Origin of the sequence: Ensifer sp. LC163, assembly GCF_001695855.1 — a bacterium.
In the GTDB taxonomy this organism is placed as follows: Bacteria; Pseudomonadota; Alphaproteobacteria; order Rhizobiales; family Rhizobiaceae; genus Ensifer.
Genome location: NZ_MBSS01000012.1, coordinates 1 through 18231 on the forward strand (window position 1 = coordinate 1; position 18231 = coordinate 18231).

An 18231-nucleotide genomic window follows, 5' to 3' on the forward strand; every position below is an offset into this window, starting at 1 on the left:
TTGAACTCGCCGAAGTACTTCGTGATCGCTGCCGTCAGCGACGTCTTGCCATGGTCAACGTGGCCAATCGTGCCAATGTTAACGTGCGGCTTGTTGCGCTCAAATTTGCTCTTTGCCATGGGTACGTTTCCTGTGGTCAAGTATGATTGATCAGCCGGCGGGGCCGGTTTGTGGAGCCGTTTAAGGGTTTCAAGGGATTTGCGCAAGACTTAATTGCGTACGCCCGGACCAGCCACGGCGGCCTCTTCCTACCATCATGTAAGAACGGCGCATCAGAGATGCAAGTTGGACGGATTCCCGAATCATTTCGTCGAGCGACGAAAGAACAAACAACGGCTTACGAAGAGCAATTGAAGCGTAACGTTAAATAGCAGAAGAGGGTCGGCGCTGCTGGAGCGGGTAGCGGGAATCGAACCCGCGTATTCAGCTTGGAAGGCTGCTGCTCTACCATTGAGCTATACCCGCGGGCCTTCGATCCAGAAGCAGAATGGTGGAGGGAGTTGGATTTGAACCAACGTAGGCGAAGCCAACGGATTTACAGTCCGTCCCCTTTAACCACTCGGGCATCCCTCCATTATTCTGTCGGGATCAAGTCGACCAAGCATTTGAGATCGTGAGACATCCAGCGATTTGTCGTTGCCGCCTCTCGATCTGCGCCGGGTATATGACCGCCCGCCCTGCTCCTGTCAACACGCCAAAACCGAATTTTTGTGAAATTCTCCACAGGCCCGCTTTGTCCACTGCCATCGAATTCCGTTCCCAGGCCAAGCGAAGCGCTCTATAAGGCGGGCATGAGCAAAGATAACGCGGGCGACAAGAGCGCCAAGAACACCCATTACGCCACTCTCAGACGCGCGCATCGCGACGCCAAGCGCGAACGCGGGGAAATCCCGACGCCAAAGCAGGAGCGTTGGCGCAAACAGCCAGGCGACTGGAAGCCGCCGGCGCTCGCGCCCGAGCAGGTGCTTCTCTACGGCCTGCACACCGTGCGGGCCGCCCTCGACAATCCGACGCGCCAGATCGTTCGCCTGTGCGTGACGCAGAACGCTGCGGCGCGGCTCGAACTCGGCGAACTCTCGGAACTCCCCTTCCCGGTCGAGACCGTTGCGCCGCAGGATCTCGACAAGATTCTCGGTCCAGACGCGATCCACCAGGGCGTGATGCTCGAAACAAAGCCGCTGCCACTGCGCAAACTTGAAGCGCTCAGCGAATGCCGGCTGATCCTCGTGCTCGATCAGGTCACTGACCCGCATAATGTCGGCGCGATCATGCGATCGGCCGTGGCATTCGATGCGGGGGCGTTGATCACCACGATCCGCCATAGTCCGACCGAATCGGGCGTTCTTGCAAAATCGGCCTCCGGCGCTCTGGAAATGATCCCCTATATCCAGATCACCAACCTCGCCGACACGATCGAGGAGTTGCATCGGCTTGGCTTCCACACGATCGGGCTCGATTCGGAGGGACCGGCCCCGCTTGAAGGCAGCTTCGCGGGCGACAAGGTCGCGCTGGTGCTCGGATCCGAGGGCAAGGGCCTCCGGCAGAAAACACGATCGACCGTCAAGGCGCTCGCCCGCCTCGACATGCCCGGCGCGATCAAATCGCTCAATGTTTCGAATGCGGCTGCGATCGCCATGTATGCGGCGCGCCAGTTCCTGAACAAGTAAGTCCCGGTCGTTACAGCGCCGCGCGTCTATTTAGACGCGCAAAGGTCGCTGTAACACTTTGAGTTGATGCATAATTTTGTCCTTAAATCGATTCCGATTTAAGGAATTATGCAGTAAGGCCGCCGAACACCTGCAAATCTCTCCGGCTGCGCGCAACCGGAGAGATTGGGGCATCTGTCGTAACGGTTGATTGGGTGTGTTCGACCGATTTACGGGTCTCTGCACCGATGCAGCACGACGCAATCCTCGCCTCGCAGCCGATTGTCGTGCAAGCCGTCGCTGTCGTCAGAAACGCATCGCTATATCTTTATCCACGCGAAGCCATAGGGTCTGGCTGTTCGCCGTGGGGCAGCCGTCGCGAAGTTTCTTCCATGTGGTGACGTTGAGGTTCATCTCGCAGCGGGCGAGATAAGAGATGCCGCCGACGCGAAGGCAGGCGATCTGGCCGAGCTCGTATTTGGCGCCGTCCCGGTTGCGGCAGGTGCAACGCGTGTCAGGTGGCGACGCATAACCGACGTCGGCAGCCACCAGTGCGACCACCGCAGCGATGACAGCCAAGGGCCTTCTCCGCCGGTCTCTCATGAGCGCATCATAATACAAATCAGCCCATGCGAAAACGGACAATGCCGGCTGCATGTGCAACCGGCACCGTCCGCAATGGGGGCCAACGCCCCTTCACCGGACCACTGACGTGATCCGCTGAACCCTTGTTTTAGCTTGCCAGGCGAAGGACGGTGCCTTCGGCAATGGTCTTTTCGGCTTCGGCGATCGCGAACTGCTTGGAGTCGGCGCTGAGGTTCAGGCCTTCGGCGCGGACGAATTCAACATCGGTGATACCGAAGAAGCCGAAGACCGTCTTCAGGTAGGCTTCCTGGTGATCCATTGCAGAGGCGGGGCCGGCGGAATAGTGGCCGCCACGCGTCGAAGCGACGATTACCTTCTTGCCCTTGGCGAGGCCTTCCGGGCCGGATTCGGTATAACGGAAGGTCTTGCCGGAGACAGCCAGGCGATCGATCCAGGCCTTGAGCTGGCTCGGAATGGAGAAATTGTACATCGGTGCACCGACGACGACCGTATCGGCAGCAAGGAATTCTTCGAGCATCTCGCGGCCGATCTTGACTTCGGCAGCCAGGCCGGCGTCAACACCTGCGAGATCGGCAGGCGCCATGATCTGGGCGCCAGTCAGATGCGGGATCTGGCTGGTGGCGAGATCGCGATAGGTGACGTTGGCATCCGGGCGGTCTGCCTTGATCTGGGCGGTGATCGCCGCGGTCAGGCGACGGGAAACGGAGTGATCACCCAGGATACCGGAGTCGATGTGAAGGACGTTCATGTGGAGCACCTTTGTGTTGGCGTTGCGGTGCATCACATATGATTGGAAAACAATCGCGCGATAAGTCAGCGGTTGTTTGACATACTGTTTCCAAATGGAAACAGTGAGACCGGCGATCCGGCGATGGGAGACGAAAAACAGATGCAGGACCTGAACGACCTCGCCCTCTTCGCGGCTGTGGTGCGCAACAACGGCTTCAGTGCCGCCGCGCGCGATCTGAATATCCCTAAATCCAAGCTCAGCAAACACGTAGCACGCCTCGAAGAGCAGCTCGGCGTCCGGCTGCTGGAGCGCTCGACCCGCAAACTGCGCGTTACCGAGATCGGGCAGGTGTTCTACGAACATTGCCAGGGCCTGCTCGATGGCATCGCCATGGCGGAAGCCGAGATCGCCGCCGTCAAGGCCGAGCCGACCGGCACGGTCAGGCTCGCCTGCCCGCTCGGCTTCACGCCGATGCTTGCCGACATCCTGCCCGCCTTCCATCGCCGCTATCCCGGCGTCCGTCTGCTGATCACCGCCACCAACCGGCGGATTGATCTGATCGAGGAGCGGATCGACGTGGCGCTGCGCGCCCGCGATCAACTGGACACCGACAATCAGCTGATCATCCGCAGATTCGGAGAGGTGCGTCAGAGGCTGGCGGCAAGCCCCACCCTGCTCGCGCGCTTCGACGACGTCACGATCGACAATCTGAGCGAGATGCCGACGCTGTCGATGAACGAGCAGCACGCCGCCGATGTCTGGCGCCTGGTCGATGGCGAAGGAAATGCCACCGAAATTTCGCACCGGCCGATCATCGGCTGCAGTGATTTCCTCATCCTCGAACGCGCAGCGATCGAGGGCATGGGCGTGGCGTTGCTGCCCGACCACATCTGCGAGCGCGCCTTCCGCGCCGGCGTGCTTGCGCCCGTGCTGCCGGAATGGAGTTCCGGCGACGTCGTCGTCCATCTCGTCTTTCCGTCGCGTCACGGCATGCTGCCGGCGACGCGTGCCCTGATCGACTATCTCGCCGACAATCTTCTGAACGCTCTGCAAAAATGCCGGGAGATTACGCCGAGGAGCGCCGGATCGTTCGAGATCTGAGCAGGCACGTGGCGCCGCAGGCAGGCGCCGCGAAGCGCGTCGCCCAAGGTCAGAGCATCTTTGGTCAAGGCGCGGTCAAGATACGGCAAACGTTCGGCCAACTTCGCCCTGCCGGCGTCCGCCAAACACCACCTATGCGCCGGATCGAGGCGGCGCAAAGACAAATACTATCTTGGAAAAAAGTGGTGCCCCCAGAGAGACTCGAACTCCCGACCCTCTGATTACAAATCAGATGCTCTACCAACTGAGCTATAAGGGCACTTTCAGCGGTGGGAGTTATCACAATCTCACGGCGTGTAAAGCAAAATTGCGAATTCTCCCAATTTTTCAGATGCGTTTAGGGCCATGTCGTGCCAGAAACGAAGCCTAGGCTCGGCCACCGCGGCGATGCTCAACATGTTGAACGGACTGAAAATTCATGGCCCGCACGTTCACTTCTCTCGCGTTCCTGGCTTCGCCCGCCGAAGAGGCGCAAAAGGCGGCGGCCGATCTGAAGGCGATCTACGGCGATCATGATGTCGACAAGGCCGACGTCATCGTCGCGCTCGGCGGCGACGGCTTCATGTTGCAGACGCTGCACCAGACGATGAACTCGGGCAAACTAGTCTACGGCATGAACCGGGGATCGGTCGGGTTCCTGATGAACCGCTACAGCAGCGAAAACCTGACGACGCGCATCTGCAATGCCGTCGAGAACGCCTTTCACCCGCTGGAGATGCAGACCACCGACAGTGAAGGCTCGACATTCATGGCGCTTGCGATCAATGAAGTTTATCTTTTCCGGCAATCCTACCAGGCGGCCAAGCTGCGCGTCGTCATCGACGGCAAGACCCGGCTCGAAGAACTGACCTGCGACGGTCTGCTGCTCGCCACGCCCGCGGGCTCCACCGCCTACAACCTCTCCGCCCATGGGCCGATCCTGCCGCTGGAAGCGCCCCTTCTCGCGCTGACGCCCGTCAGCCCGTTCCGTCCGCGGCGGTGGCGCGGCGCCCTGCTGCCGAACCATGTCACCGTCGAGATCGAGATCCTCGAGGCCGACAAACGGCCGGTCAACGCCGTGGCCGACCACCAAGAGGTCAAGTCGGTGGCGAAGGTGCGCATCGCCGAATCGGAAAACATGACCGCCCGCATCCTCTCGGATCCCGATCATTCCTGGTCCGACCGCATCCTGGCCGAGCAATTTTCCAATTGAGCCGACGGTCTCAACGCGCGATATGGTATAATTTCTGCGATCGCCGGGCACTCGGCGAAGGATCAATCTTGGAACAAGCACCGCGTCGCGGTTCGAACAGGAAATCAAAGCGATGCACAAGCCTCTCCTCCTTGCGCTTCTTCTCGCCCTGGTCGGCGTGAACGCCAATTCGGAGGATGCGAATGTGGTTTCGCCCGAAGTGACCTTCGTCACCAGCACCGGCTATTGGGAAGAAAGCGGCGATCCACTTTCGGCACTGGACCCGAACGGCACGCAGGCGGAAACACCTGCCGAACCGGGGAGTGCCGAAGGTGCGCGGCGCGGCTACTACAAGCTGATCGCTGTTAGGCAACAGGACGGCACCGCACAGATCCATCTGCAGCAGATCGAGGCGACGCCCGCCGGACCGAAGGTCGTCTCCTCTGCGGAACTCGAGGAGTTCTCGTCGCTGAAGGCTTATGTCACGGACATACGGCCGGAAACGTCAACAGGTGTGACCGCACAACCCGGCATGTTCGCAACCGTCTATCTGAAGACCGACCCTGCCGCACGCGAGCCGGAGAGCTGGACCGTGCTGATCGACGATCTCGGCGACATCAAGGTCGAGCGGGCATCGAACTGATGTCACAAAAAAGGGCCGAATGAAAACACCCGGCCCTCTTCGTCTCGTACTCACTACGTCATGCCGGCGCGAACGCCGCCGCAGTGAGGTTAGTTTAGGTCATCCACGGCGGCGTCAGCACCGCCGCTGACGCGGTGAGCAAGTGCGGCTTCCATGAACTCGTTCAACTCGCCGTCCAGCACATCGCCCGGCGCCGTGCTTTCGACACCGGTCCGCAGGTCCTTGACCAGCTGGTAGGGCTGCAGCACGTAGGAGCGAATCTGATGGCCCCAGCCGATATCGGTCTTCGATGCCGCCTCGGCGTTGGCCGCGTCTTCGCGCTTCTTCAGTTCGGACTCGTAAAGACGGGCGCGCAGCATGTCCCAGGCCTTGGCCCGGTTCTTGTGCTGCGAACGTTCCTGCTGGCACTGCACGACAATACCGGACGGCATGTGGGTGATGCGCACGGCGGAGTCGGTGGTGTTGACGTGCTGGCCACCGGCGCCCGACGAGCGATAAGTGTCGATACGGCAGTCGCTCTCGTTGATGTCGATCTGGATCGAGTCATCGACGACCGGGTAGACCCAGATCGAAGAGAACGACGTATGGCGACGCGCGTTGCTGTCATAGGGCGAGATGCGCACCAGGCGGTGAACACCGGATTCCGTCTTCAGCCAGCCATAGGCATTGTGGCCCTTGACCAGCAGGGTGGCCGATTTGATGCCCGCCTCTTCGCCGTCCTGAATTTCCATCAGCTCGACCTTGTATCCCTGGCGCTCGGACCAACGGGTATACATGCGCAACAGCATGTTTGCCCAGTCCTGGCTCTCGGTGCCCCCGGCACCGGAATGCACTTCGAGATAGGTGTCGTTCTGATCGGCTTCGCCGGACAGCATCGCCTCGACCTGCTTCTTGGCCGCTTCGTTGCACAGTTCGCGCAGCGCCTGTTCGGCGTCGGCAACGATGGCTGCGTCGCCCTCTTCTTCGCCGAGCTCGATCAGTTCGATGTTGTCGCTCAGCTGCTGCTCGAAACGGCGCAGGCCGTTGATGCCATCGTCGAGCTGCTGGCGCTCGCGCATCAGCTTCTGCGCCTCGGCAGCATCATTCCACAGCGACGGATCTTCCGCCTTGTTGTTCAACCAGTCCAGTCGTCTTACCGCCTGATCCCAGTCAAAGATGCCTCCTCAGCAGGCTTATGGCCTGCTTGATCTCGTCGACAATATTCTCGATTTCGCTGCGCATGATCCTGCTTCTTGTGAACCCGATTTAACGTGAGCGTCAAATAGCGATGCCCGCCGCTGATGTAAAGGCGGCGGGCATCGCAAGACGGAGGATAGGTCTAGAACAGGCCGTTGGAACCGGAGGTAACGGCCTGGTTAGCCTGCGGGGAATTCTTCAAGATTTCCTCCGGCGGCACATACTGGTCGAGGCCGCCGATGACCGAGAAGGTGTCGGCCGGTCCGGTGCCGGGCTTGAAGGCCTCGATGATCGTGTCCGGCTCGCCTTCGTAGGCGGCCATGCCTGTCTTGCGGTTGACGGCGATCATGTTCATGCCTTCCGGAACCACGAACTTGCCTGGGCGCGTGCCCTTGACGGCTTCCTGCATGAAATTGTTGAAGATCGGCACCGCAAGGCTGCCGCCGGTCGCGCCGCGGCCGAGCGGAGCGGGGTTGTCGAAGCCGAGGTAGAGGCCGGCAACGAGATCGGGCGTGTAACCCACGAACCAGGCGTCCTTCTCGTCATTGGTGGTACCGGTCTTGCCTGCAACCGGACGATCGAGCGTGATCTTGCCGGCCGCCGTGCCCCTGAGAACCACGCCCTCCATCATCGAAGTGATCTGATAGGAGGTCATCGGATCGAGAACCTGCTCGCGGTTGTCGGTGAGCACAGGCTCTTCCTGGTTACCCCAGTCAGCCGCGTTACAGTTGTCGCAGGTCCGGTCTTCATGACGGAAGATCGTCTTGCCGTAGCGGTCCTGGATCCGGTCGATCAGCGACGGCTTGATCTGCTTGCCGCCATTGGCAAGAACCGAATAGGCCGACACCATGCGCAGAACGGTCGTTTCGCCCGAGCCCAGCGACATCGCCAGCAACGGCGGCATCTTGTCGTAGATGCCGAAGCGCTCGGCATATTCGGCAACGATGTTCATGCCCATGTCGTTGGCGAGGCGAACCGTCATCAAGTTACGCGATTTTTCGATGCCGAGGCGCAGCGTCGACGGGCCGGCCGAGCCGCCGCCATAGTTCTCCGGCCGCCAGACCTGGCCACCGGCGACGATTTCGATCGGCGCATCGAGAATAACGGATGCCGGCGTGTAGCCGTTGTCGAGCGCCGCGGCGTAGACGAACGGCTTGAACGAGGAACCCGGCTGGCGCATCGCCTGGGTCGCGCGGTTGAATTCCGACTGACCATAGGAGAAGCCGCCGACCATGGCCAGCACGCGGCCGGTCTGAGGGTCCATCGCGACGAGGCCACCCTGAACCTTCGGCGGCTGACGCAGGCGATATTCGCCCTTGTCCGCCAACGGCTCGACATACACGACGTCGCCCGGACCCAAGACACCTTCTGGCGACTTCGCCGATTTGCGTTCGCCGTTGGCCGAACGATAGGCCCACTGCATATTCTTTGCGGAGATATGGCCGGTCACGCGCTCGGCGATGATCTTGCCGGACGCTTCCTTGTCCGGCTGGATGCCGATCTCGACACCCCGGCCATCGGCCGAGAGGACGACGGCCAGCTTCCATTCCGGCACGTCGGCCAGGGCCACGACCTTGCCGAGCGGCTCGCCCCAGTCGCCGCCGATCTCGATCGACTTGACCGGACCGTGGAAACCGCGGCGCTCGTCATAGCTCAGCAGCCCTTCCTGCAGTGCCTTGCGCGCCGCGATCTGCATGCGCGGATCGAGCGAAGTGCGGACCGAAAGACCGCCCTCATAAAGGGCGTTGTCGCCGTATTTCTGGATGATCTGCCGACGCACTTCCTCTGCGAAGAAATCGGAAGCGAAGAGGTGCGCGCCACCGCGGCGCGGATTGACCCCGAGCGGCTGCTTCTTCGCGTCTTCGCCGTCCGTCTTCGTGACGTAGCCGTTTTCGACCATGCGGTCGATGACCCAGTTGCGCCGCTCGATCGCAGCATCGGCCTTGCGGAACGGATGGTAGTTGGCCGGGCCCTTTGGCAGAGCCGCCAGATAGGCGGTTTCGGCGATGGTCAGTTCGGTGACCGATTTGTCGAAATAGGTCAGCGCTGCGCCGGCGATGCCGTAGGAATTCAGGCCGAAGAAGATCTCGTTGAGGTAGAGCTCGAGAATACGGTCCTTGCTATAGGCCTGCTCAATGCGGAAGGAGAGGATCGCTTCCTTCACCTTACGATCAATCGTCTGGTCCGACGAGAGCAGGAAGTTCTTGGCGACCTGCTGGGTGATCGTCGATGCGCCGACGGGGCGGCGACCCGATCCGAAATTCTGAAGGTTGACGGTGATGGCGCGCGCGAGACCGGTGATGTCGACGCCCGGGTGCTGATAGAAGTTCTTGTCTTCAGCCGAAATGAACGCCGCCTTGACGCGGTCGGGGATCGCCTGGATCGGCAGATAGAGGCGCCGCTCGCGCGCGTACTCCGCCATCAGCGCGCCGTTACCGGCGTGGAAGCGCGTGGTGACCGGCGGTGAATACTTCGCCAATACCTCATAATCCGGCAAATCTTTGGTGACGCTGCCGAGATAGATGGCAACGGCCGCGGCGACACCGAGCAGCAAGAACGCACCAATGCCGAAGAAATATCCAATCAGTCTGATCATCAGTCAGATACCGGTACCTTATTATCGTCCAATCGCCAGGCCACATAAACCGATCGAGACGCTTCCCGTCCCAACGGTCCGCATTTCGTCGGCCTGGCCAAACGCTTCTATCAGAAATCGTCTGGCATTGCGGCTACACGCGCCCACCCAGTTCCTCATATGGCGAGGGGCACCGGGCATCAACACTGTTTCCCAACAAATCCGGGCGCAATTCGGGTTAGGTCCCGGATTGTGCGTAAAATAGGGCTTGTTTCCGATTATCGAGTGCGCATCCTGTTGAAAAGCATATCGCTGTTACCGGAGCGACACAAATCACTTCCTTCGCCGCGCCGTCAAGCAGATCGTCGCGATCAGACGTCAGCCGCCATTTGCGACCGCTTGTTCACGGTAGCGCTTGATGGCAACGGCAAGCAGACCGGACACTTTCTTGCGCCACTCCGGATCGAGCAACAGCTTCTCGTCGTCCTTGTTCGACATGAATCCGAGCTCGAGCAGGATCGACGGAACATCCGGCGCTTGTAGCACGCGGAAGCCCGCGTGACGGTGCGGATTGTTGATGAGATTGATCTGTCCCTCGAAAGACGACACCACGGTACGCGCCATGTTGACCGAGAAAGCCTGGGTCTCGCGACGCGTCAGATCGATCAGGATATCGGCGACTTCTGCCGGCTCGCTCTGGAGCGGTACACCGGCTATCTCGTCGGAGAGGTTTTCACGCTGCGCCAGGTCGGCGGCCAGATGGTCGGACGCCTTGTCGGAGATCGTATAGACCGTCGCGCCGCGGATGTCCTTCTGCCTGAGCGTGTCGGCATGGATCGAAATGAACAGATTGGCGCCCTTGTTGCGGGCGATCTGCACCCGCTGCGGCAGCGACAGGAACACATCCTTGTCACGCGTTAGAAAGGCTTCGGCGCCGCTTTCGCGGTTGAGGGTGGCGACAAGCTCCTGCGCGAAGGCAAGCGTGACGTGTTTTTCCTCAGTTTTCGTGCCGCTGCCGATCGCGCCGGTGTCGATACCGCCATGGCCGGCATCGATGGCGATCACGAAGGCGCCGGTCCTTTGCGCCGGGGCAATTGTCGGCCTGTCCGTCTTGGCGGCGACGACCGAGCCGGTCCACTGCTGGTCGCCGAGAAGCGCGTCGAACCGCGTCTGGTCCACCTTCTCAGCGTCGACGACGAGGCGATAACTTTTGCCGCCCTCCTCCTCGATGACTTCGGCACGGGTCACCGCGACCGGCCCTTTAGCCGATAGCACGAGGCGCGAGCTGCCGGCGCCCATGCCGCCATATCGAATGGCTTCGAACAGCCCACGGGGTTCGAGGCTCTCGGGCTTCAGGCCGAAGGCGGTTTCCGGCAGATCGACGACGACACGCACCGGGTTTGCCACATAATGAATGGAAAAGTCGGGTTTCCGATCGAACTCGACGACGACGCGCGTGCGTGCGTCGTCACCGGCAACCCGTGCACCGAATGCCAACAACGGCACGGGCTCGGCCGCGTATGCCATCGGCAAAGTCCCCAGCAAGGCGCCCGCAACGAACAGTGAAGCCACGACGCGCGCGCCGCCGCGCAGCAGTGCCGACAATAGTGAAGCGCGCATATGAATAGCCGAAGGCTTCACGCCGGTCTCTCCGTCAATCCACGAAATCCAAGCGGCAGATGCGTCGGGCGTCCGCCCGCGCACACCGCGACATCCCTTGATCAATGAACCCTTATGGTTAACCAAAGCTTGACAGCGCTCCTTCAGCAACGCGGCCAAGGCATGCGATTCGCCGTCCCCCGACCTACTCTACCGGGGCAAGCGAATCGATCATTATTGTGGCGGCACAGGCTTTTCCCTTGCCAATGTGACATAGAAAACATAAAAGCATCACAAGGAGAAAGTGTTGACGGGATAGAATCGTCGGCCGGGCAGCCGGAGCTTTCCAGAGCTTGGCGCCAGGGAGTGATCGAGCCGGAATTGCCGGTTGCAACCGTATCATCTTTCCGCGGCCGCAAGGTGTTCATCCGCCGTCGCTGCATTTCCTCCCTGTACACTGGATCGTAAATTTCCGGCGGTGGCCGGAGTTCTTAGCGGTGATTTTCACCGGCAAGCCCGCAAGCGGGCGCATTCATCGGGTCTTTATGAGACCTTTGACATTGGCATTCTTGTTTGGTCATTGATGTTGACTCAGCGGTATCGGTCAGAAGTAGAGAGGCCCCGGAACGTAACCGTTCCGGCTGCCATCCGGCTGCTGCACCATCACCTGCACCAGACAGGACCTTTCACATCCGGTGCAACCTCTGACGCGAGTGGCAGTCTTCCCATGGAAGAACGTCTGCCGCCCGTTCCGTTGTCGCGCCGAGGAGCACAACTTAGATGGCAGAGAAAATGCTTATCGATGCGTCTCACTCTGAAGAGACGCGCGTCGTTGTCGTTCGCGGGAACCGCATAGAAGAATTCGACTTCGAATCGGAACACAAGAAGCAGATCCGCGGCAATATCTACCTGGCAAAAGTGACGCGAGTGGAGCCTTCGCTCCAGGCGGCCTTCGTCGACTACGGCGGCAACCGCCACGGGTTCCTGGCCTTTGCCGAAATCCACCCCGACTACTACCAGATCCCGCTCGCCGACCGTCAGGCGCTGTTGAAGGCGGAAGCCGAAGAAGCGCGCCGCGACGACGATGTCGAGCACGTCGAAACGGCAACGCCGACCCAGAGCGCGCTCAGCGTGCCGGTTGATCTGGAGATTGCGGCCGAAACGGAAGTCGTCACCGAAGTCACCGAGGCGACAGCTGAAGCTGTCGTCGAGGCCGAGGTGCCCGCCGAGAAGCCCAAGGCAAAGCCAAAGCGCCCGCGCCGCACGAAGGCGAAGATCGCTGAAGAGGCCGCCGCAGCTGCGGCAACCGAAGAGGCGGAAGCAGGTGAAGAAGGCAGTGGCGGCGAGATGGCCGCCATGGTCGACACCGATTCGATCTCCGAGGACGTCGATAGCCGTCGTCGCCGCGATGACGACGACGATGATGACGACAGCCACGACGGCGAGAAGGAAATCATCGAATCCGTCGGCGCTGAAGACGCGATGGAAGAGGTTCCGGATCGTCAGGTTCGCAAGCCGCGCAAGCAGTACCGCATCCAGGAAGTCATCAAGCGCCGCCAGATCCTGCTCGTTCAGGTCGCCAAGGAAGAACGCGGCAACAAGGGCGCAGCGCTGACGACCTACCTGTCGCTTGCCGGTCGCTACTCGGTATTGATGCCGAACACGGCACGTGGCGGCGGCATTTCCCGCAAGATCACCAACCTGCAGGACCGCAAGCGCCTGAAGGAAATTGCGCGTGGCCTCGAAGTGCCGCAGGGCATGGGTGTTATTCTGCGCACGGCCGGTGCCAACCGCACCAAGGTCGAGATCAAGCGCGACTTCGAATATCTGATGCGCCTTTGGGAGAACGTCCGCACGCTGACGCTCAACTCCACGGCCCCCTGCCTGGTTTACGAGGAAGGCAGCCTGATCAAGCGCTCGATCCGCGACCTCTACAACAAGGACATCAGCGAGATCGTCGTTTCCGGCGAGGAAGGCTACAAGGAAGCCAAGGGCTTCATGAAGATGCTGATGCCGAGCCACGCCAAGGTGGTTCAGCCCTACCGTGACGTGCACCCGATCTTCTCGCGCTCCGGCATCGAAGCGCAACTTGATCGCATGCTGCAGCCGCAGGTAACGCTGAAGTCGGGCGGCTACATCATCATCAACCAGACGGAAGCTCTGGTTTCGATCGACGTCAACTCCGGTCGTTCGACCCGCGAGCATTCGATTGAGGACACGGCACTTCAGACCAACCTGGAAGCCGCGGAAGAAGTCGCCCGCCAGTTGCGGCTTCGCGACCTTGCCGGCCTCGTCGTCATCGACTTCATCGACATGGAAGAAAAGCGGAACAACCGCTCGGTCGAGAAGCGGCTGAAGGATTGCCTGAAGAACGATCGCGCCCGCATCCAGGTCGGCCGCATCTCGCATTTCGGTCTGCTCGAAATGTCGCGCCAGCGCATTCGCGCTTCGGTTCTCGAATCGACGATGCAGATCTGCCCGCATTGCAACGGCACGGGTCACGTCCGCTCGCAGTCTTCGGTTGCGTTGCATGTGCTGCGCGGTATCGAAGAGCATCTACTCAAGAACACCACCCACAACATCACCGTTCGCACGATCCCCGATATCGCGCTCTATCTGCTCAACCAGAAGCGCGGCACGATCATGGATTACGAACAACGCTTCGGCGTCTCGATCATCATCGAGGCTGACGCCCATGTCGGCGCGCAGCACTTTGCGATTGATCGCGGCGAGCCGGTCGAAAACCCCGTCAAGATCGAACAGATCCTGCACTTCGAGCCGGAGCCCGAAGACGACGACATCGTGATCGAAGAGGATCTCGATGAGGAAGAAGCAGAAGAAGTTGTCGCCGAACAGCGCCAGGAGCAGCCGAAGGCCGCCGCCCAGGCCGACGACCAGAACGGCCGCAAGCGCAAGCGCCGCCGCCGTCGGCGTGGCAAGGGCAGCCAGCAGGCCGAAGGCGCCACCGCGCAGGAAGCTGATGCTGCGGATGACGCCGATGACGCCGCCGAGACCGATGGTGATGAGGACGAAACCGATACGGATGCGCTGACCGCCGACGGCGAACAGAAGCGCAAGCGTCGCCGTCGCGGCAAGCGTGGCGGTCGCCGCAATCGCCCGGAACTGGGCGAAGGTGAAGTCGAGGGCGAAGAGCAGACTGCTGCATCCGGCGATGGCGAAGCCGGCGAGCAAGGCGACGTGGAAGCACCGGCGGCAGCCGAGGTTGAAGCAGTAGCCGTGGTTGCCGAAGCCGAGGTCATCGCGGAAACCGTAGAACCGGTCGTAGAGAAGGCCGCCAAGCCGAAGCGCACACGCAAGAAGGCCGTCAAGGCCGAGGAGGCTGTCATCAGTGTCGACGAGGCAGCGCAGACCGCGGTCGAAGCACAGCCGGAAGCGGCTGAGCCGGTGCCGGCAGCAATCGAAGACGCTGCCGCTGACCTCGAAGAAGGCAAGCCCGCCCGGGCAAACCGCGACCTTTCGACGATCGCATCGGAACCGGTGCTGACCTCGACGGTCACGAACAAGAACGAAGGCACCGAAGAAGACCAATCCAAGCCCAAGAAGGGCGGATGGTGGCAGCGCCGCGGCTTCTTCTAAGCCACGCCTGAACTTCGGACGAACAGAAAAGCCCGGACCTCGGTCCGGGCTTTTTCGTTTCCGTTTGGCGACAACCGCAAGCGCCCATTCAGCTGCGAGTTTGAATCAAGGGCTTCTCAAAAAGAGTCCGGCAACGGCCGCAAGTTCCTGAAACTGCAGAAGATCAGGCGATCCAGCGGGCGATCCTGTCCATCGCTTCGCTCATGTCGGCCATCGACCCGGCATAGGAGAAACGCATCGTGCGATGCCCTTCAAGCGGATCGAAATCGAAGCCGGGCGTCGCCGCGACGTTGATTTCCGCCAGCATCCGGCGGGCAAAGACCATGCTGTCGTTGGTGAAGCGACTGACATCCGCATAGGCGTAGAAAGCGCCATCCATCGGTGACGCGATCGAAAAGCCGATCTCCGGCAGGCGCTTCAGCAGCATGTCGCGATTGGCCGCGTAGGCCGCCTTGTAGCCGTCGAGTTCGATCGTTGCACCGAGCGCAGCCTCCGCCGCAATCTGCGACAATTCCGGCGGCGAGATGTAGAGGCTCTGGGCGATGCGCTCGAAGCCGCGAACCTGCGTCTCCGGCAGTACCATCCAGCCGATCCGCCAACCCGTCATGCAATAATATTTGGAGAAGGAGTTGATGACGAAGACGTCGTCGGTCACCTCCAGAGCGCTTGCCTCTTCGCCGGCGAAGGTCAACCCATGATAGATTTCGTCGGAGATGAAGGCGATGTTTTCGGCGCGACAATAGTCGGCCAGCGCCTTGAGACCCGCCCTGCCGGTGACCGTTCCCGTCGGGTTGGCCGGGCTTGCCAGAAGAACCCCCTTCAGCGGCCGCCCTGCCTTCGCGGCTGCACGCGCCAGATTTTCCGGCGTCAGCGTGAAGCCGCTCTCGGCATTGGCTTCCACCTCGACGACCGTCAGGCCGAGCGCTGCGAGGATATTGCGGTAGGCGGGATAGCCGGGCCGGGCGATCGCCACGCAATCGCCGGGATCGAAGAGCGCGAGGAAGGCAAGATTGAACCCGGCCGACGATCCGGTGGTCACGGCAATGCGCTGTGGGTCGAGCGCGATACCATGGCGCTTCTGATAGTGGTGGGCGATCGCGGTTCGCAGCGACAATGTGCCAAGCGCATCGGTGTAGCCGAGCCGACCATGCTCGAGCGCCTTGCGCGCCGCATCCAATGCGGCCTTCGGCGCAGGGTGCGCTGGTTGCCCGACCGCCATTGAGATCACCGGGTGCCCGGCGTCGCGTCGACGCGTCGCCTCTGCCAGTACGTCCATGGCATGAAAGGGTTCGACGGCGCTGCGGTTCGACAATTCTACCAAGGCAATATCCTCAAGAAGCGGCTCACATGTCGCCCCTTTGCCCGATCGCTTAGAGCTTCACAAGTGCGCGAGCACCGTATTTCCGCCGATTTTGCCGTTTCGTTTCACCGGGGCCCACCCTATGCTGCCCGCGTGTTGCGGTGTTGGAGATTCCTGTTGTCTTTTACAAGCGCGCATTGACGCCGTATCGCGACATGGACGACAGACAGGGCAGGCAGAGACAACGAGGTAAAAATGAATTTCAGCACGAAAATGATTGCCGCCGGAACGCTTGCCGCGTTCATGGCAGGGGTGAGCTTGCCGCAAAGCGCACTCGCGCTCGACCAGAAACAGAAGGAAGAGTTTGGCGCCTTCATCAAGGAGTACCTGCTCGCCAATCCGGAAATCATGCTTGATGTCCAGGAGGCGCTGGCCACAAAGCAGCGTGCCAAGCAGCAGGAAGCGGCTGAAGGTGCGATCACCGAAAACAAGAAGGCGATCTTCAACTCAGACTACGACATGGTGCTTGGCAATCCGGACGGCGACGTCACGGTCGTTGAGTTCTACGACTACAACTGCGGCTACTGCAAACGGGCACTGACGGACATGGACGAAATCCTGTCCAAGGACAAGAATGTCCGCTTTGTGCTGAAGGAACTGCCGATCCTCGGCCCGGATTCGCTCGCCGCCCACAAGGTCAGTGCCGCGTTCCGGCTGGTTGCACCCGAGAAGTACGGCGAGTTCCACCGCGCCCTGCTCGGCGGCGAGGACCGCGCAACCGAGGAAACGGCGATCGCCGTTGCGGGCAAGCTGGGCGTCACTGAAAAGCAGCTGCGTGCCAAGATGGAGAAGGAGCCGCATGACGCGGCCGTGCGCGAGGCCTACACCCTTGCCAACGATCTCGGCATCACCGGCACGCCGTCCTACGTGATCGGCAACGAGGCCGTGTTCGGCGCAGTCGGCGCCGAGGAAATCAGCACCAAGGTGTCCAATATGCGCAGCTGCGGCAAGACCGCCTGCTGACCGCCTGCATTGGACGACCAGTCCCAACTGTGGACAAATCCCGCGAGGACCCAAAGGGCTTTTCCTCGCGGGACCATCAGTCTATAGGTAACCCTCTATCACTGGACCGGAATCCCGCATGCCCACCAAAATTTTCGTGCTGAACGGCCCCAACCTGAATGCGCTCGGCAAGCGCGAACCGGGGATCTATGGCGGCCAGACGCTCGCCGACATCGAGGCGATGTGCACCGCGGAAGGCAAGGCATTGGGACTGGAAGTCGATTTCCGGCAATCCAACCATGAAGGCACGCTCGTGGACTGGCTGCATGAGGCCGGCGAAAAGGCGGCAGGCGTCGCGATCAATCCGGCTGCCTACGGCCATACGTCGATCGCGCTGCACGATGCCATCCGCGCGATCGGCATCCCGGTGGTCGAACTGCATCTTTCCAACATCCACGCGCGTGAAGAATTCCGCCACAAGTCGATGATCGCCCCGGCGGTCAAAGGCGTCATCTGCGGTTTCGGCGCGCAGAGTTACATTCTGGCGCTGCATGCGCTAAAGAACCTGACAGAAACGTCGAAATAAAAAGAACACGAGGCTCATATCCCATGGCTGACAAGAAACCCGGTATCGACCAGGCGCTGATCCGCGATCTCGCCAATATCCTGAATGACACCGACCTCACCGAGATCGAAGTGGAGCAGGAAGACCTTCGCATTCGCGTATCGCGCGCCGGCACGCCCGTCGCCGTCTCGATGCCGACCTACCAGGCCCAGCCGGCGGTCAACGCTGCGCATCCCGTCGCGGCTGCCGCTCCGGCCGAGACCAGCCGCAACTCCAAGAACGCCGTCACGGCCCCGATGGTCGGCACTGCCTACCTCGCACCGGCTCCAGGCGCCCGCCCGTTCATCGAGGTCGGTACCGTGGTCAAGGAAGGCCAGACAGTCCTGATCATCGAAGCGATGAAGACCATGAACCAGATCCCTGCCCCGCGTTCGGGCAAGGTGACAGAAATCTTCGTCCAGGACGCAGCCCCCGTCGAATATGGCGAGCCGCTGATCGTAATCGAATAAGGCGCCGCTGC

General features: G+C 61.1%; 15 protein-coding genes and 3 tRNA genes. 8 read left to right on the top strand and 10 right to left on the bottom strand.

What is annotated here, in order from left to right; translation table 11 throughout:
* The 3 genes from BC360_RS30680 to BC360_RS09880 all read right to left on the bottom strand — a co-directional run.
* Positions 1 to 119, bottom strand: a 119-nt coding sequence (locus tag BC360_RS30680) for a GTP-binding protein (RefSeq protein ID WP_139108845.1), incomplete at its 3' end; no start/stop codon positions are given.
* A gap of 272 nt (positions 120 to 391) precedes the next feature.
* Positions 392 to 465 (bottom strand) — tRNA-Gly (locus BC360_RS09875).
* A gap of 23 nt (positions 466 to 488) precedes the next feature.
* Positions 489 to 573: transfer RNA gene (locus BC360_RS09880), tRNA-Tyr, on the bottom strand.
* Between the two features lie 218 nt (positions 574 to 791).
* On the opposite strand from BC360_RS09880, the gene BC360_RS09885 reads away from it, so the two are divergent.
* Positions 792 to 1667 (top strand): TrmH family RNA methyltransferase, encoded by an 876-nt coding sequence (locus BC360_RS09885; RefSeq protein WP_065795104.1) that lies wholly within the window; start codon positions 792 to 794, stop codon positions 1665 to 1667.
* A 285-nt stretch (positions 1668 to 1952) separates the two neighbouring features.
* On the opposite strand, the gene BC360_RS09890 is transcribed toward BC360_RS09885, so the two are convergent.
* Together BC360_RS09890 and BC360_RS09895 are read right to left on the bottom strand one after the other, a co-directional pair.
* Positions 1953 to 2249 carry a hypothetical protein gene (locus BC360_RS09890; protein WP_065787326.1) on the bottom strand — a complete coding sequence of 99 codons (297 nt, stop codon included), beginning with the start codon at positions 2247 to 2249 and terminating at the stop codon, positions 1953 to 1955.
* Positions 2250 to 2379: 130 nt separating this feature from the next.
* A complete protein-coding gene (locus tag BC360_RS09895) occupies positions 2380 to 3000 on the bottom strand; it encodes an FMN-dependent NADH-azoreductase (RefSeq protein ID WP_065787327.1) in 621 nt (206 codons plus the stop codon).
* 141 nt (positions 3001 to 3141) lie between these two features.
* On the opposite strand from BC360_RS09895, the gene BC360_RS09900 reads away from it, so the two are divergent.
* Positions 3142 to 4083, top strand: a complete 942-nt coding sequence (locus tag BC360_RS09900; RefSeq protein WP_065787328.1) for a LysR family transcriptional regulator — start codon at positions 3142 to 3144, stop codon at positions 4081 to 4083.
* A 183-nt stretch (positions 4084 to 4266) separates the two neighbouring features.
* On the opposite strand, the gene BC360_RS09905 is transcribed toward BC360_RS09900, so the two are convergent.
* Positions 4267 to 4342 (bottom strand) — tRNA-Thr (locus BC360_RS09905).
* Positions 4343 to 4501: 159 nt separating this feature from the next.
* Here BC360_RS09905 and BC360_RS09910 point away from each other — a divergent pair.
* On the top strand, positions 4502 to 5275 hold the full coding sequence (locus tag BC360_RS09910; RefSeq protein ID WP_065795105.1) for an NAD kinase: 774 nt from the start codon (positions 4502 to 4504) through the stop codon (positions 5273 to 5275).
* A gap of 112 nt (positions 5276 to 5387) precedes the next feature.
* Positions 5388 to 5897 carry a hypothetical protein gene (locus BC360_RS09915; RefSeq protein ID WP_065795106.1) on the top strand — a complete coding sequence of 170 codons (510 nt, stop codon included), beginning with the start codon at positions 5388 to 5390 and terminating at the stop codon, positions 5895 to 5897.
* An 89-nt stretch (positions 5898 to 5986) separates the two neighbouring features.
* Here BC360_RS09915 and prfB read toward each other — a convergent pair.
* From prfB to BC360_RS09930, 3 genes are all read right to left on the bottom strand, one after another.
* Positions 5987 to 7118, bottom strand: a protein-coding gene (prfB, locus tag BC360_RS09920; RefSeq protein ID WP_139109984.1) for a peptide chain release factor 2 whose coding sequence is annotated in 2 segments (ribosomal slippage) — positions 5987 to 7048 and positions 7050 to 7118 — 1131 coding nt in all. Because the reading frame shifts where the segments join, the coding sequence is not laid out codon by codon here.
* A gap of 97 nt (positions 7119 to 7215) precedes the next feature.
* Positions 7216 to 9669 carry a penicillin-binding protein 1A gene (locus BC360_RS09925; RefSeq protein WP_065795107.1) on the bottom strand — a complete coding sequence of 818 codons (2454 nt, stop codon included), beginning with the start codon at positions 9667 to 9669 and terminating at the stop codon, positions 7216 to 7218.
* A 357-nt stretch (positions 9670 to 10026) separates the two neighbouring features.
* On the bottom strand, positions 10027 to 11268 hold the full coding sequence (locus BC360_RS09930) for an N-acetylmuramoyl-L-alanine amidase (RefSeq protein WP_083222506.1): 1242 nt from the start codon (positions 11266 to 11268) through the stop codon (positions 10027 to 10029).
* Positions 11269 to 12027: 759 nt separating this feature from the next.
* Between BC360_RS09930 and BC360_RS09935 the strand changes: the two genes are divergently transcribed.
* Positions 12028 to 14844, top strand: coding sequence for an Rne/Rng family ribonuclease (locus BC360_RS09935; RefSeq protein ID WP_065795108.1), 2817 nt, complete (start codon positions 12028 to 12030; stop codon positions 14842 to 14844).
* 163 nt (positions 14845 to 15007) lie between these two features.
* Here BC360_RS09935 and BC360_RS09940 read toward each other — a convergent pair whose 3' ends face one another.
* Positions 15008 to 16120 (bottom strand): pyridoxal phosphate-dependent aminotransferase, encoded by a 1113-nt coding sequence (locus tag BC360_RS09940; RefSeq protein WP_065795546.1) that lies wholly within the window; start codon positions 16118 to 16120, stop codon positions 15008 to 15010.
* 279 nt (positions 16121 to 16399) lie between these two features.
* Here BC360_RS09940 and BC360_RS09945 point away from each other — a divergent pair, with 279 nt between their 5' ends.
* The 3 genes from BC360_RS09945 to accB all read left to right on the top strand — a co-directional run bounded on the left by BC360_RS09945 (position 16400) and on the right by accB (position 18220).
* Positions 16400 to 17167 (top strand): DsbA family protein, encoded by a 768-nt coding sequence (locus BC360_RS09945; RefSeq protein ID WP_065787088.1) that lies wholly within the window; start codon positions 16400 to 16402, stop codon positions 17165 to 17167.
* A 118-nt stretch (positions 17168 to 17285) separates the two neighbouring features.
* The gene (gene aroQ / locus BC360_RS09950) at positions 17286 to 17732 is read left to right on the top strand and encodes a type II 3-dehydroquinate dehydratase (RefSeq protein ID WP_065787089.1); all 447 of its coding nucleotides are present in this window, start codon (positions 17286 to 17288) and stop codon (positions 17730 to 17732) included.
* Between the two features lie 23 nt (positions 17733 to 17755).
* Positions 17756 to 18220, top strand: a complete 465-nt coding sequence (gene accB, locus BC360_RS09955) for an acetyl-CoA carboxylase biotin carboxyl carrier protein (protein WP_065787090.1) — start codon at positions 17756 to 17758, stop codon at positions 18218 to 18220.
* Positions 18221 to 18231 lie beyond the last annotated feature (11 nt).